This window comes from Microbulbifer maximicatervae (SeqCode) (genome assembly GCF_052467825.1).
In genome coordinates this window covers 2,536,594-2,550,066 of record NZ_CP174327.1, presented here as the reverse complement: position 1 = coordinate 2,550,066, position 13,473 = coordinate 2,536,594, and the positions used below count along the sequence as shown (strand labels likewise).

Genomic DNA, 13,473 nt, shown 5'->3' with positions numbered 1-13,473 from the left:
CGCCTAATCAACTGGTACTCCCCCTTTGGGTCAGATACAAGTTACAACATTGGCCTCACCCATCACAAAACGAAGTCTCACTATACTCCGATCATACCTAACCTAAAGAAGCGCCCAGAATGCCTGCCTTGCAGATAAGTGACGGCCGTATCCTTACTTATGATGACTATGGTGATCCAAATGGCTGGCCTGTGCTTTTCAATCATGGCTTCTCAGATTCGCGACTAATTCGCAATCCTGATAAGGACCTTACCGCATCTCTTGGCGTAAGAGTCATCTCTGTAGATCAACCTGGTGTGGGGGGATCATCTCCCCATAGAGGCCGGCGAATGGTTGATTGGGGGGCGGATATCGAAGAACTGGTTAATCGTCTAAATATCGAGACATTTTCGGTAGTCGGCCATTCAGGTGGTGCCCCTCATGCACTTTCTATCGCTAACAAACTTCCCCACAGAGTCTCTAAAATTGCCCTTGCAGCCCCTGTTGCGCCACTGGACTACCCAGGAATGACTGACCTGCTAAAAAACCCGGATATCAGACTTATCGCAAAGATTCATCGTTGGCAATTTCTTACTCGTTGTCTGTGCCGATTAAGTGCATACCAAGCCAATAGCAATATACAAGATTATATTCAGCTCTTTGCAAAGAAAGACGCCTCTGATGCCGCACTGTTTATTCGAGACCCGGCTCTTAAGAAAATGTTTGAAGAATCATTCTCTGCTGGAGCAACGCAGCATGGGGAGGGTTTTTTTGAAATGATAATGGCGCTTTGGGATTGGGGGTTTGATCCTCGTGAAATCACTACTTCCACCAAAATATTTTATGGTGATGCCGACGATATAATTGATATTAAAATGCCAGAATATCTCTCAAGTATAATGCCAAATAGCTCAACTCAAAGCTGGCACCAGCTGGGACACTATGCATTTGTTAACAAGTACTGTTGGGTTGAGTTGCTCAAGTCAGCTCGCAAGTAAGCCTTGCGAACTTTACGAGCAACGCTTTTATCTAGCCATCAACAGGCAAAGCCTCTACTGCACTGACCGGGACCAGACTTGAAATAAAATCCTCAGTGGCCACATCCCAGGAATAGGTCCTGGCATGAGTAACACAGTCCGATCGGTCCAATAATAGTGCCTTTTCTATGGCCACTTGCAGATTGCTATCCAACGCTCCAACGGGGGCATCACCAATGATATCTTTCGGACCTGTCACAGGGTAGGCGGCAACGGGCAAACCACAGGCTAAAGACTCAAGATTAACCAGACCAAAAGTGTCAGTTACCGAAGGAAATACAAAAACATCTGCAGCGCTGTAGCATTCAGTTAAGTCCTTCCCTTCTTTAATTCCCAGATATACCGCCTTTGGAAACTTCCTTTTTAATTCATTGAGCTGAGGACCATCCCCTACGATAACTTTTGTTCCCGGTAGCTCAAGCGATAAAAACTTATCCAGTGATTTTTCCACTGCAACACGCCCTACATTGAGCATGATAGGTCGAGTTAGGCCCTCAAAAAGTTTTGTCTCAACCGGATGGAATTTTTCTAACTCTACGCCTCTACGCCAGCGGGTGACACGGGCAATTCCCAAGGCTCGAGCTTCCGCTGCCATACCATCTGTAGTCACCATTGTTTGCGCTGCGGAATTATGAAAGCGACGCAGGAGACCGTGTAACCACTTCAGTGGAACTTTATAGCGAATCGATACATATTCAGAGAGACGGGATAGCCAAGATGTCGTAAAACGCAAATTATTCCGCTTGCAGTAGCCACGAACAGCCCACCCCACTGGACCTTCACTCATGATATGAATAGCGTCCGGTGAAAAATCCTCAATAATTCGGGCAGCTTTCCCACCGGGAAATACTGCAATTTTCACTTCTTTATAGCCTGGCCAGGGGAAATTAGTAAAATCATTAGCAGAAACAATTTTTACTTGGTGTCCCCTTGCCATGAGTTCTTTCTCTGTTTTTTCCAGCACTCTGGAAACACCATTTAGTTGCTCCGGATAAGTATCCGTAGCAATCAAAATCTTCATATTTTGCACTCTTCAGCTATAGACATAAAACCTCACCTTCCACAGGCAGCCTTGATTTCATATAAACCAGGGCCATTGAAGTATGAAAAAATCACCACTTCGATACACAAGGGATTTTAGTTTGGTCACATCGATGTGAATATTTTTTGGCAATACCCTCAATTTCAGTGAGAAGATTATCATTCAGGGTTATAGGATTGAGCCCCATCTCGATAAGTTGATCATTATTTACCAACAAATCATTTTCTGCTGACTCTTTCCTGGGGTTGTCTAAGTAGGCAATTCCCACCCCTGTCTTGTTGGAGATTAAATTTGCTAGATCCCTGATACGATGCGTCTCTGTCATTTGATTCAGAATTTTGACTCTATCGCCTATCTCTGGAGGATTTTCAATAGCTAACTGAATACATTGACAGGTATCCTGAATATGAATAAATGCCCGCTTCTGGCCACCAGTGCCATGAACGGTAAGTGGGTAATTAATCGACGCTTGCATCAGGAATCGATTGAGGACTGTTCCATAATCGCCATCATAATCAAATCGATTAATCAGAGATTCATCCCTCTGTGTTTGTCGGGTCTGGGTACCCCAAACGATCCCTTGGTGTAAATCAGTGACGCGTACCTGGTCGTTCTTGTTATAGAAGGCAAATAACAATTGATCCTGTGCCTTTGTCATATGATAGATAGAACCTGGATTACTAGGGTAAAGAATCTCCTGTTCACTCAAATGCCCTTCAGTCTCTACCTGAATTTTTAAATATCCTTCGGGAATAGTGAGACCAGCTGTTCCATACCCGTAGACACCCATAGTACCCAAGTGAATCAAATGTATATCCAATCCGCTTTCTACTATAGCCGCCAGGACATCATTGGTAGCATTCAAGTTATTATCAAGTGTATAACGTCTATGCCGGACAGATTTCATCGAATAGGGTGCGGCACGCTGTTCAGCAAAATGTACAATCGCGTCTGGTTTTTCCTCTTTTAAGAGAGTGAGCAATCGCTCAAACTCCTGTCCGAGGTTAATATAAATATGCCTGATGGACATACCGGAAACTTCACGCCATACACGAAGCCGCTCTGACAGATGCCTGATTGGTGTCAATGAATCAACTTCAAGCTCAATATCAATTTTTCGCCGTGATAAGTTATCAACAATAATAACTTCATAACCCACCTCTGAAAGGTGGAGAGATGTAGGCCAACCACAAAATCCATCACCTCCCAAAATCAATACTTTCCTCACCCTACCCCCTAAAAACTCTTAGGAATTTATACAATTCGAATACACTAATATTTTTATCAGCTTCGAATTAACCTACCTCATTCAAAAGTACCAACCGCAGTTAAACGAGGCCATACGGGCAAATTTATTCGACTTTTTGTGACAATGTCGTGACAATCCATATCACTATCCTTATTCCTTGTACGCCACAGTGAGAAAAAACGAACCACTCGTTAAAAATATCTCTCAGCAGCTTTGTAGTTGATAGTAAGTTGGGGGCTTCCTAGCCTACAGGCGCAATGATAGAACTATCTCATTGTTTCTATATTGAAATATATGGCGACAAAGATCTTTATCGCGCCATTCAAATGAATAATGCGCCAATTTTACTTTAAGCCTAAATAGATAGAGTACTCGAACGGAAACACCATTGTTTTAGACCGATCACTCTACCCCTCTGTTAGAAGGGGAAAATACGCCAAACATGTTTTCAATAAAGCTAAACTTTTTTGACAATTATACGGTTCACATTAGTTGCACACACCCCAAAGCACCTTTCTGTAAGTAAGACAGCGATCAAATACCCTTCATCTCTGTATCTACGCTCACAAGCGCATGCTGAAATTTGATCTGGTATAACGAACTGGCACGCACCGAAGATAAGAAGTGTTTCCATAAACCCTATCTACAAAGGTGACATTAAATTTCCACAAACAGATAAGTTATTAGCCTCCAAGCCATGTGTCACCTAAAGACAATGCGAATTCACAATTGGGGAATTCACTCTCAATCGAAAATAATTATAAGTTTTTCAAAATATCCATTGTCTTCAGTAACGTTAATAACCAGCACTTTTTCCTAAATCTAATGTCACAACCACCAGGAATAGGGACTTTCCGTGAAGCAGGAAAGCATGTCACCGAAAGGTAAATATTCAAATACCTACCCTTTCAAAGGAACTTATTTATCAGAAACGGCAACTAAAAAATCCGAAAAACAAAAACATAGCCGCGTACTAGCGCGGTAGGTTATGGGCAAAATCGACACAATCGGGATCGCATTTTAGATCTTTAGGTCAGTTAATCTGAGCTTTAAAATCTGCTATCGCAATACTGTATCTCCCGTGGTCTTGACGCCTGCCATAAGTGGCAGAACAGGCACAGTTCTACCTATAAGAAGCTTGCAAGGATGCTGTTAAACCTTCACTGGATGCACTTTGCGAGATAAAAATGTTATTACCAAGATCTCTATCAATTTTTCCTTGTAGCACAACTGACAATCAGTTTTTTGGGGAATCGTGCTTAAAAGAAAAGTGGTCGAGTGTCTCCGCATCGAGTGCATTTTCGTAGAAGAACTCACCTTACGTCCGCTCAATATCAGTACCCGGAGATATAGCTGATGATACTTAAAAAACACCTGTTGCCTGTCGCTATGGCAATATCGGCTTTAACATTTAATGCCACTCCAGCGCTTGCCGACTTTGGTTCCAAGCACGATAAAAACCGAGTTCCCAAGCACGCAAGAAAAAACCAAAGACAGCAAAGGACCACTCCTTTCGATTTTAGTGAGGTCTTCGATACCGTACAGATATTGCATGCTGGGGCAATTGAAATTCACCTGGGTGGACATTTAGAGCAATCTGATCTCGAATCCATGGATACCTTGGAAGCCTATGTTCACGCTTTTGAGGAGGGCGATGAATTATTCGAGATGAATTACAACGCTCTCGACGGGGTCGGCGTAAATGTAGGCAACGGCAAAAGATTCACCAGCTTCCCTCGACCCGACTTGAAAGGGCCAAATGCATGGGCAAATGTCTTGCCCCACCGTACGACAGGCCCCAACGGTGACTCCTGTATCAGTTGTCACAACGTACCCGTGGCCGATGGCGGTGGTGGTGTTAACGATAATGTGATTCGCATGGATCCTGAGCGCAAGCAAAGAGGATTTATCGAACGTCAGTCGCCCCACTTGTTCGGTATGGGGGCTGTACAGTTGGTAGCAGAAGAAATGACTACCCAACTGCACACTCTGCGGGATGAGGCTATCAGTGAGAGCTGCTCATCCGGCACAGATACGACTGTCGCACTAACCGCAAAAGGCGTTAGCTTTGGTGAGATCTCCGTCTCCTGTGATGAGGTCAACTACGATAACGTTGAAGGTCTCGATACTGACCTGGTAGTCAGACCCTTTGAGTGGAAAGGCCTAACCGGATTTGTACGCGCATTCGTTCGTGGCGCGGCACACCAGGAATTGGGTATGCAGGCCACTGAACTGGTCGGTGATGCGGACAGTGACTTTGATTCGATCACTAACGAACTCAGTGTTGGTGACATCACCGCGTTAACTATCTACAACGCAGCGCAACCCCGTCCGGTAACAAAAATCGAGCTTAACAGCGTAATCGACTCCCTAACGGAAGAGGAGCAGGAGACATACGGCCTACCCTTAAGCAATGAGGAAATTGCCAGTATCGAAAATGGCGAAGAGCTATTTAGCTCCATTGGCTGTGCCTCTTGCCACTCCCCCGAGATGGAAGTTGCATCGCCGGTATTCTATGAGCCCTCTCAGCACGCTAGCTACCGCGATGAAACTTATCCCGCGGGCGATATAGCCGGCCTACCCAGCCAATCCCTGCAATTTAACTTGCTCACAGAGATCATGGATAACCCGCAGGAGCTTCCTTCTGGACAAACGCTGGGGCAATTTGAGGAATCGGAAAATGGCGGGGCTATAGTCCGCCTATATGGTGACCTTAAGCGTCACGATATGGGAACAGCCATGGCCGAGGAAATTGATGAAGGCAATGTGGGAGCCTCAGTATTCCTTACAGAAAACCTCTGGGGCGTTGGCTCAACACCACCTTACTTACACGATGGACGCGCTACCACTATGACTGAGGCGATTGTAAATCACGGTGGTGAAGCTGAATCCAGCAAGGAACAGTTTGATGGGCTGAGTGACACTGAAAAGGCAGACCTGGTCAACTTCCTGGATAACCTGGTGCTCTATCTCGCGGAAGAATAAACGCAAGGTTAACTCCATAAACCTGAAGCGGGGCGGCCACAGGCTCGCCCCGCCTCTCTTTATCCCCTCCCTAATCGGGAATATTTCGCTTGTGCCATTCAGCCAGGGACTCTTCAGGGTAGCTTCCAAACATTTCGTCCCCCTCCCGTATATCTGGCTGCACCCAACTCGGAGCATAATCCAGCATCATGTGGCTACGCACTGGCGGTACCGGCAACTCAGAATCAATCGCAGAAGCGAAGGGGTGTACCAGTTCTGGCCAGCGCGGGTCCCAAAGCCATAACGCACTGCCACACTTTGAACAAAAATGTCGCTGTGCCGGACTCTTTCCGCTACTTTCCCGACTTCGAATCCCAATTTCAGCCTGATAGACACTCAAAAACTCCTCGCCCTCCACTTTCAGGGTTTGGAAATCTGCCCCCAGGTTAATAGCGAAGCCCCCCTCCTCCAGCTGTTTTTCTGCATATTGAGCAATAACAACGGTTGAAGGGATAAGGTTGTCGGGAGCTCAGACTGAACTTAACCGATTGGCAGTGGCAAGATCCTTTGAGTTTCACAGTACTTTCCCAGACTTTTACCTTTCGTTCGGCAGGTGGCCAGAATGACGGTTTTACGAACTGCACAGTTTCTTGTGCCATATTTATCGATGACTGAAATTGCTACACAGATCATAAGTGTATCTGGGCTAAACTGATTCACCATCCACAATGAGACTCAGGGCGTCACACCAATGAATGAACCTATCAGACATGATAAGTGGCAGGCTCAAGAGTACGTAAACGCCTCTGACATGCAGTGGCGCCACGCTATGGAAGCCATACATCGCTGCGATTATCGCCAAGCTGCCACTATTCTTGATGTGGGTTGTGGCGATGGCAAGGTAACCCGCTATTTAGCTGAGCGTATGACAAATGGCAGGATTATCGGTATTGATCTAACCGAGGATATGATTTGTTATGCCAATAAAAATTACGCCAATATACCCAACCTATCCTTCGAGCAAATGAGCGCAGACGAAATCCAGTTCGACTGCAAATTCGACATTATTTTTTCTTTTAGTTGTTTACACTGGGTAGCGGACCAAGCTCAAGTCTGGAATAGTTTTTATAAATATTTAAAAGTTAACGGTAAAGTAGTTTGTGGTTTTCAGGTTGATCATGAAAATTTCTGGGAGACTGTATACGAGGAACAAGAAACAGCTACATGGAAGCCCTATTTTGAAAGTTTTCACGATCCTTATAATCACTATACGCTAGAGGAAATGCGGAACTATGCCGAAGAAGCAGGCTTCTACTTACCAAGATTCGATGAAATCTATCATGTGGAAAATTTTCAAACCTGGGAAAAGCTCACTACCTTCTTTCTATCATGGGTTCCCCAGTTCCGCCATCTAGGCCACCCAGAAAGAGAGCAGTTTGCCGACCAGGTAATGAACAAATACTATAAGGAAATCCACCCGGAAATGCGAAAGGATGCTGGGGTAAGAATCAAACGATTTATTATTGAAGCGAACAAATAACCATCAACAAAATATTAATCACTTACCCCTCATACCCTTACTCCAATGGGCATACCAATAAATGGATTTATTTACTCCTACAACAATAAATCCAACCCCCAACCCCAATATAACCACCAACATCCATTTTGGTAAAACTATCCCCAACGCATCGCTCAAAAAATCCAACAACAAAAGGCAACCAAAAAATAAAATTCCAGGCAAAAAAATAACCAAAATATAGAACAATACAGCTTTTACACCGCTACCCATAAAAACCTAAACCCACCTTTGTAACCTCAAGAAAAACCAATTATCAATACAAACCAACTCTACCGGTCCCTATCTGAGAATTTCTTACGAACAAGCACAGCAGCCAGGGACATCGGCACCAAGGACAGAACAAACGCAACATTTTTTACAAACTGAGGAACCACACTCATACTTCCGCAAATAAACTCCACCAAAAAACTGACCAAAATTGCAAATATAGCGGACAAAACAAAAAGGGAAACAGCCATTACCTTATAGAAACTTATTTTGGACACAAGATCACCTCAAAACTTATCTCCCTTAGAAACCGCCAAATATATCACACCTTGATTGAAGACCATTTATTAGAAATGCAACTATTAAATGCAACCGCCTGAAAGCTAGAAAGGAGGGGGGGGATATAATCAACTAACTCCTACTTAAAGCTAAAATAGTTTTCTAAATACACAACCGTTTCTGTAAAATGGGATATAATAACCCCATCAAAATCTACTCAAATGCCTTATATGTAGTAGGTATAACTACCAGCGTACTATAGAAAATAAAAAAAACCACCCTCCAAATTACCAACAGATCAAAAACGGAACATTTCATCCAAGTTAACCTGTAAGCATGAAGCAATCAAATTTCTCTTGCAGAAGTTATAACCAGTCAAAGCACTGAATAACCCCTCTTTTCCAAGTAAGCGCTGTGTAACCTCTTCCAAGGGAAGTCCCTGCTGTTTCAACTTTTGCGCCTCTCCAGATAGATTTAACAGATACTCATATTTTTTATTCAACTGCTGCCAACCATCCTCTACCACACCTCGGTGAGGACAGAGGATAACGTCAAACGAATGATCCAGGACCCCCTTTATACTTTTCATTAATGTAGGGACATCTTCATCAATACGCAGGAACTTTAAGTAATTGGCAATAAATAAATCAGCACTAAACAGCCAGCCACGCTCAGGCAGTAAATAGCAGGTCATATCCTTTGCATGCCCGGGACTAAATACTGGAACCACTTTTTCTTCACCAATGTAGACTTCCTCTGGAAGAGGTGCCACCTCCGCTTTTCCCGCAGTTCCCCAGAAAAACTTCTGCATCGGGGGAATTCGGAAGCCTTTTTTTAATATACCAATAGTCAGATCCGGAGCCACCGCCTGCACACCGGTAAGTTTCTGGATAGCGCCGGCATTGCCACTATGGTCTTCGTGATGATGAGTCAGCAATAACTGCTTTAGCGGTGCGCTTTGTATAAACGGCTTGACATACTTCCACTGATTGCTGGGACCCGTATCAATTACGGTTCCATTGAGGCGATAAACAACAAAGGTTGTATTAACACCCATATTGACTCGGCCGACGCGAATAGCATCTAAGCCTTGATAATTAAAGGTTTCACGTACTGGCATAGCTGTGCCCTTGGATAGCTAGGCGTTATTTTTAGGCGAATGCCGTATCTTGGGGAATTGTATTTCCCATGAAAATGAATGACATATCCTTTCCAAACCTTAGACAGTTACGGAGGAGACACATCCTGACTTGCTGCAGAATACTGGAACTAGCTGGTCGAGGGTTATTCCAGTGCCACCACTTCTATTCCGGCATCGGTATAACGCCAACGCAAATTGAATTCACACAATTGCATGCCATAAATGCGCTGAGGGTCGGTCTTTTGGTATGCCGGTCTTGGATCCTGGGATAACACCTGTTCAATTAAACGGGGGAGATCTGTACCCCAGTCATCGCGGTAGGCTTTGGCTTTATTCAGAACTGGCTCGGGGATAGTAACGGGAATTTGCACTGGAGCTGCGACAGCAAATTCACTTTGCGCATGCGTTAACGCATCCGCATAGGGAACATAGGGTTTAATATCCAATACTGGCGTACCATCGACCAAATCTGCCCCGGCAACTATCAACTCCACTTTAGGAGAGGTGCGCACCTCCAGAAGACGAACTACTGACAGCCCGATATTATTGGGACGAAAGGGCGAGCGAGTGGCGAGTACACCCAGTTTCTTATTGCCGCCCAAACGGGGCGGGCGCACTTTAGCTGACCACTGCCCAGCGGCTTGGTGAAATTGGAACACTACCCAGATATGGCTATTTTGCTCCAGACCAGCAACTGCATCTGGCGTATCCAGGGGAGGTAACAACGCAATACTGGCGCGACTGGCATCCGCCAATAGTGGCTGGCGGGGCACTCCAAACTTTTCTCCAAAGCAGGAATGCACCCGCGCAATAGGCTCTACAACCATTTAAAATCCAAACACTTTAACAAACTACTTATCAATACCGCCGACACACAGATATTTTATTTCCAGGTAATCCTCAATACCGTACTTTGAGCCCTCGCGTCCCTGCCCGGATTCTTTTACACCGCCAAAGGGTGCCATTTCATTGGAAATAATACCCTCATTGATACCGACCATACCGTATTCAAGTCCCTCAGCAACACGCCAAATACGACCAATATCCCTGGAGTAAAAATAAGAAGCCAGACCAAATTCCGTATCGTTGGCCATTTTAATGGCTTCCTCTTCAGAGGAGAATTTATATAGCGGAGCTACCGGACCGAAGATCTCTTCTTTGAACAAGTGCATTTGATCGGTGGCCCCACCCAATACTACGGGAGAATAAAAGCATTCCCCCATAGTACTGGGACCACCAGCAACTAGAGTTTGCGCGCCTTTTTGCAGCGCATCTTCCACCAGAGATTCCGTTTTCTTCACTGCTTTGGTGGTAATCATAGGGCCCATGTCGACACCGCTATCAAAACCACTGCCCATGGAAAGCTGGTTTACCGCGGCGGAAAATTTCTGTGCAAATTCATCGTAAACACCTTCTTGCACGAAAATGCGATTGGCGCATACACAGGTTTGACCGGCATTGCGATATTTACAAACAATTGCGCCCTTTACGGCTTCGCCAATGTCAGCATCATCAAAAACAATAAATGGGGCATTACCGCCCAACTCCATAGAGGTTTTTTTCATGGTTGCTGCACACTGGGCTTGCAGCAATTTTCCGACAGCGGTAGAACCGGTAAAAGTAAATTTCCGCACTAAGGGATTGGCCGTCATTTCTGCGCCAATCTCCGGTGCCTTATCCCCTGCGACAATATTAAAAACACCTGGGGGAATTCCCGCTTCCTCAGCGAGAACTGCGAGAGCCAGTGCGGATAGAGGTGTTTCGGAGGCGGGCTTGGCAATAAATGGACAGCCTGCGGCAATAGCGGGAGCCATTTTGCGTGCGATCATAGCGCTGGGGAAATTCCATGGCGTTACAGAACAGGTCACACCAATCGACTGCTTGATAACCAAGAGCCGTTTATCACTGGAAGGCGGGCTAATAACATCCCCGTAGACGCGCTTGGCTTCTTCCGAAAACCATTCGACATAATTAGCACCATACACAATTTCGGTACGGGACTCTGTCAGTGGCTTGCCTTGCTCTGCGGTCAAAATAATGGCTAGATCATCGGCGTTAGCAATTATCAGCTCATACCAGCGCCTGAGTATTTTCGCTCTTTCTTTTACCGGAGTATCGCGCCAGGCAGGCCAGGCTTTATCAGCAGCTTCTATAGCACGGCGAGTCTCATCTGCCCCCAAGTTGGCGATACTGGCAACCGCCTTGCCAGTTGCCGGGTCCAACACATCGAAGGTATCGCCAGAATCAGCGTCAATCCACTGGCCATTGATATAGGACTGGTTGCGCAGCAATGCAGGATTCTTCAGCTTCAACATCGTATTCTCCTTGTGGTTTCTTCCCTGGCCCCGTCAAAAACGGGATCACTGGTACGATAGAAATCCCACAATGCCATTCCACTGTGGGTTAAGGCTGTAGAAGCTGGAGTGGTGCGCAAACCGGCAGTATCCCTTGCCGGCTTACAGGTAACCTAAGTTACCGCCTCTTATTTTTTCTTCTTTTTAACAAACTTCATCAGGCGGCGTTTCTTGGCCTTCTGGCGGTCACTCAGCTTGTTCTTTTTGTCCGCGTAGGGGTTAGCGCTGGTGCGGAACTCAATTTTTACCGGAGTACCGTGCAAATCCAGAGCCTTGCGGAAAGTCTTCTCCAGGTAACGCACATAATGTGCCGGTACCTGCTCAGTCTGGTTACCGTGGATCACAATAACCGGCGGATTTTGTCCACCGGCGTGAGCGTAGCGCAATTTGATACGATGTCCGTGCACCAAAGGTGGTTGGTGCTCACTTACCGCCCACTCCAGAATACGAGTGAGGTGATTAGTGGACAGTTTGTCTGTAGCGCTCTGGTAAGCACCCTCAATGGACTCGTACAGATGCCCAACACCGGTGCCATGCAGTGCAGAAATAAAGTGCACATCAGCAAAGTCCACAAAGCGCAGGCGGCGCTCCAACTCGGCTTTCACATAGTCGCGATGATCCGCTTCCAGCCCATCCCACTTGTTCAGAGCAACTACCAGCGCGCGTCCCGCCTGTACTACGCTGCCCATCAGGTGCATATCCTGGTCCACCAGGCCTTCGCGGGCATCGATCACCAGCACCACCACGTTGGCATCTTCCACCGCCTGCAAGGTTTTGACGATAGAGAACTTCTCCACCGATTCCTTGATATTTTTCCGGCGGCGAATACCCGCAGTATCGATCAGGGTGTAAGGCTTTTCGTCGCGTTCATAATTGATATAGACGCTATCGCGGGTTGTGCCGGGCTGATCGTAGACAACAACCCGGTCCTCACCCAAGAGGCGGTTAACCAGGGTGGATTTACCCACATTGGGGCGGCCCACAATGGCAATCTTGATTCCGGTCGCTTCTTCGGCTTCCTCTTCAACCTCCTGCTCGGGCAGGTCCTCGATAACCCGCTGCATCAGGGAGCGAACACCGCGCCCGTGGGTAGCAGTCGTCGGGAAAAGCTCACCAATACCCAACTCATAGAAAGGTGCCAGGGCAATATCCGGGTTTACCCCATCAACTTTGTTGGCCACCAGGAAAGTGGGCTTGGAGCGGGTGCGCAAGCGTTCGGCAATCATCTCGTCGGCTGGGGTCAGGCCAGCGCGGCTGTCCACCAAAAAGAGTACGAAGTCTGCTTCTTCGATGGCCTGCATAGATTGTTCGGCCATAGCCGCATCGATGCCTTCTTCGCCACCGGAAATACCACCGGTATCGACCAGTAACAGCTTGCGCCCGTCGATCTCCGCCTCACCGTACTTGCGATCGCGGGTAAGCCCGGCGTAGTTGGCCACCAAAGCGTCGCGAGACTTGGTCAACCGGTTAAAAAGTGTGGATTTGCCCACATTGGGGCGCCCGACCAGGGCAATTACTGGCAGCATACAAATTCTGGTTTTAGCCGTATAAAAAAATACAAAAGCCCGCGCGAGGCGGGCGATTTCAACTTGCCTGCACAGCAGGCTCCATTTGCGGGCTCTAAGCCCTAAGGCGGACA

13 protein-coding genes are annotated in these 13,473 nt (G+C 46.5%); 3 read left to right on the top strand and 10 right to left on the bottom strand.

Annotation, left to right across the window (positions count from 1 at the left end; all coding sequences use genetic code 11):
• Positions 1 to 119: 119 nt before the first annotated feature.
• Positions 120 to 977, top strand: a complete 858-nt coding sequence (locus ACJJII_RS11240) for an alpha/beta hydrolase (RefSeq protein WP_282934044.1) — start codon at positions 120 to 122, stop codon at positions 975 to 977.
• A 31-nt stretch (positions 978 to 1,008) separates the two neighbouring features.
• Here the strand turns inward: ACJJII_RS11240 and ACJJII_RS11235 are convergent, their stop codons facing one another.
• Together ACJJII_RS11235 and ACJJII_RS11230 are read right to left on the bottom strand one after the other, a co-directional pair.
• A complete protein-coding gene (locus ACJJII_RS11235) occupies positions 1,009 to 2,037 on the bottom strand; it encodes a glycosyltransferase family 4 protein (RefSeq protein WP_444919195.1) in 1,029 nt (342 codons plus the stop codon).
• A gap of 91 nt (positions 2,038 to 2,128) precedes the next feature.
• A complete protein-coding gene (locus ACJJII_RS11230) occupies positions 2,129 to 3,286 on the bottom strand; it encodes an NAD-dependent epimerase/dehydratase family protein (RefSeq protein ID WP_444919194.1) in 1,158 nt (385 codons plus the stop codon).
• Between the two features lie 1,377 nt (positions 3,287 to 4,663).
• On the opposite strand from ACJJII_RS11230, the gene ACJJII_RS11225 reads away from it, so the two are divergent.
• Positions 4,664 to 6,292 carry a di-heme oxidoredictase family protein gene (locus ACJJII_RS11225; protein ID WP_444919193.1) on the top strand — a complete coding sequence of 543 codons (1,629 nt, stop codon included), beginning with the start codon at positions 4,664 to 4,666 and terminating at the stop codon, positions 6,290 to 6,292.
• A 70-nt stretch (positions 6,293 to 6,362) separates the two neighbouring features.
• Here the strand turns inward: ACJJII_RS11225 and ACJJII_RS11220 are convergent, their stop codons facing one another.
• Positions 6,363 to 6,671, bottom strand: a complete 309-nt coding sequence (locus ACJJII_RS11220; protein WP_444919192.1) for a GFA family protein — start codon at positions 6,669 to 6,671, stop codon at positions 6,363 to 6,365.
• Between the two features lie 46 nt (positions 6,672 to 6,717).
• Positions 6,718 to 6,930: a GFA family protein gene (locus tag ACJJII_RS11215; protein ID WP_444919191.1), complete on the bottom strand. Its 213-nt coding sequence runs from the start codon at positions 6,928 to 6,930 to the stop codon at positions 6,718 to 6,720.
• A 92-nt stretch (positions 6,931 to 7,022) separates the two neighbouring features.
• Here ACJJII_RS11215 and ACJJII_RS11210 point away from each other — a divergent pair, with 92 nt between their 5' ends.
• Positions 7,023 to 7,811: a class I SAM-dependent methyltransferase gene (locus ACJJII_RS11210; RefSeq protein WP_444919190.1), complete on the top strand. Its 789-nt coding sequence runs from the start codon at positions 7,023 to 7,025 to the stop codon at positions 7,809 to 7,811.
• Between the two features lie 18 nt (positions 7,812 to 7,829).
• Here the strand turns inward: ACJJII_RS11210 and ACJJII_RS11205 are convergent, their stop codons facing one another.
• From ACJJII_RS11205 to der, 6 genes are all read right to left on the bottom strand, one after another.
• On the bottom strand, positions 7,830 to 8,063 hold the full coding sequence (locus ACJJII_RS11205; RefSeq protein WP_444919189.1) for a hypothetical protein: 234 nt from the start codon (positions 8,061 to 8,063) through the stop codon (positions 7,830 to 7,832).
• A gap of 59 nt (positions 8,064 to 8,122) precedes the next feature.
• On the bottom strand, positions 8,123 to 8,338 hold the full coding sequence (locus ACJJII_RS11200) for a hypothetical protein (protein ID WP_444919188.1): 216 nt from the start codon (positions 8,336 to 8,338) through the stop codon (positions 8,123 to 8,125).
• Positions 8,339 to 8,637: 299 nt separating this feature from the next.
• Positions 8,638 to 9,459, bottom strand: a complete 822-nt coding sequence (locus ACJJII_RS11195; protein WP_444919187.1) for an MBL fold metallo-hydrolase — start codon at positions 9,457 to 9,459, stop codon at positions 8,638 to 8,640.
• Between the two features lie 164 nt (positions 9,460 to 9,623).
• Positions 9,624 to 10,307, bottom strand: a complete 684-nt coding sequence (gene tsaA, locus ACJJII_RS11190) for a tRNA (N6-threonylcarbamoyladenosine(37)-N6)-methyltransferase TrmO (RefSeq protein ID WP_444919186.1) — start codon at positions 10,305 to 10,307, stop codon at positions 9,624 to 9,626.
• Between the two features lie 24 nt (positions 10,308 to 10,331).
• Entirely contained in the window at positions 10,332 to 11,795 is a 1,464-nt protein-coding gene (locus tag ACJJII_RS11185; protein WP_444919185.1) for an NAD-dependent succinate-semialdehyde dehydrogenase, read from the bottom strand.
• Positions 11,796 to 11,962: 167 nt separating this feature from the next.
• On the bottom strand, positions 11,963 to 13,360 hold the full coding sequence (gene der / locus ACJJII_RS11180) for a ribosome biogenesis GTPase Der (protein WP_282934066.1): 1,398 nt from the start codon (positions 13,358 to 13,360) through the stop codon (positions 11,963 to 11,965).
• Positions 13,361 to 13,473: the final 113 nt, after the last annotated feature.

Excerpts from the sequence above, each read along its gene's own strand:
- ACJJII_RS11240 (WP_282934044.1), top strand. The coding sequence starts at position 120 with ATGCCTGCCTTGCAGATAAGTGACGGCCGTATCCTTACTTATGATGAC.
- ACJJII_RS11235 (WP_444919195.1), bottom strand. The coding sequence starts at position 2,037 with ATGAAGATTTTGATTGCTACGGATACTTATCCGGAGCAACTAAATGGT.
- ACJJII_RS11225 (WP_444919193.1), top strand. The coding sequence starts at position 4,664 with ATGATACTTAAAAAACACCTGTTGCCTGTCGCTATGGCAATATCGGCT.
- ACJJII_RS11215 (WP_444919191.1), bottom strand. The coding sequence starts at position 6,930 with ATGGCACAAGAAACTGTGCAGTTCGTAAAACCGTCATTCTGGCCACCT.
- ACJJII_RS11210 (WP_444919190.1), top strand. The coding sequence starts at position 7,023 with ATGAATGAACCTATCAGACATGATAAGTGGCAGGCTCAAGAGTACGTA.
- ACJJII_RS11205 (WP_444919189.1), bottom strand. The coding sequence starts at position 8,063 with ATGGGTAGCGGTGTAAAAGCTGTATTGTTCTATATTTTGGTTATTTTT.
- ACJJII_RS11195 (WP_444919187.1), bottom strand. The coding sequence starts at position 9,459 with ATGCCAGTACGTGAAACCTTTAATTATCAAGGCTTAGATGCTATTCGC.
- tsaA (WP_444919186.1), bottom strand. The coding sequence starts at position 10,307 with ATGGTTGTAGAGCCTATTGCGCGGGTGCATTCCTGCTTTGGAGAAAAG.
- ACJJII_RS11185 (WP_444919185.1), bottom strand. The coding sequence starts at position 11,795 with ATGTTGAAGCTGAAGAATCCTGCATTGCTGCGCAACCAGTCCTATATC.
- der (WP_282934066.1), bottom strand. The coding sequence starts at position 13,360 with ATGCTGCCAGTAATTGCCCTGGTCGGGCGCCCCAATGTGGGCAAATCC.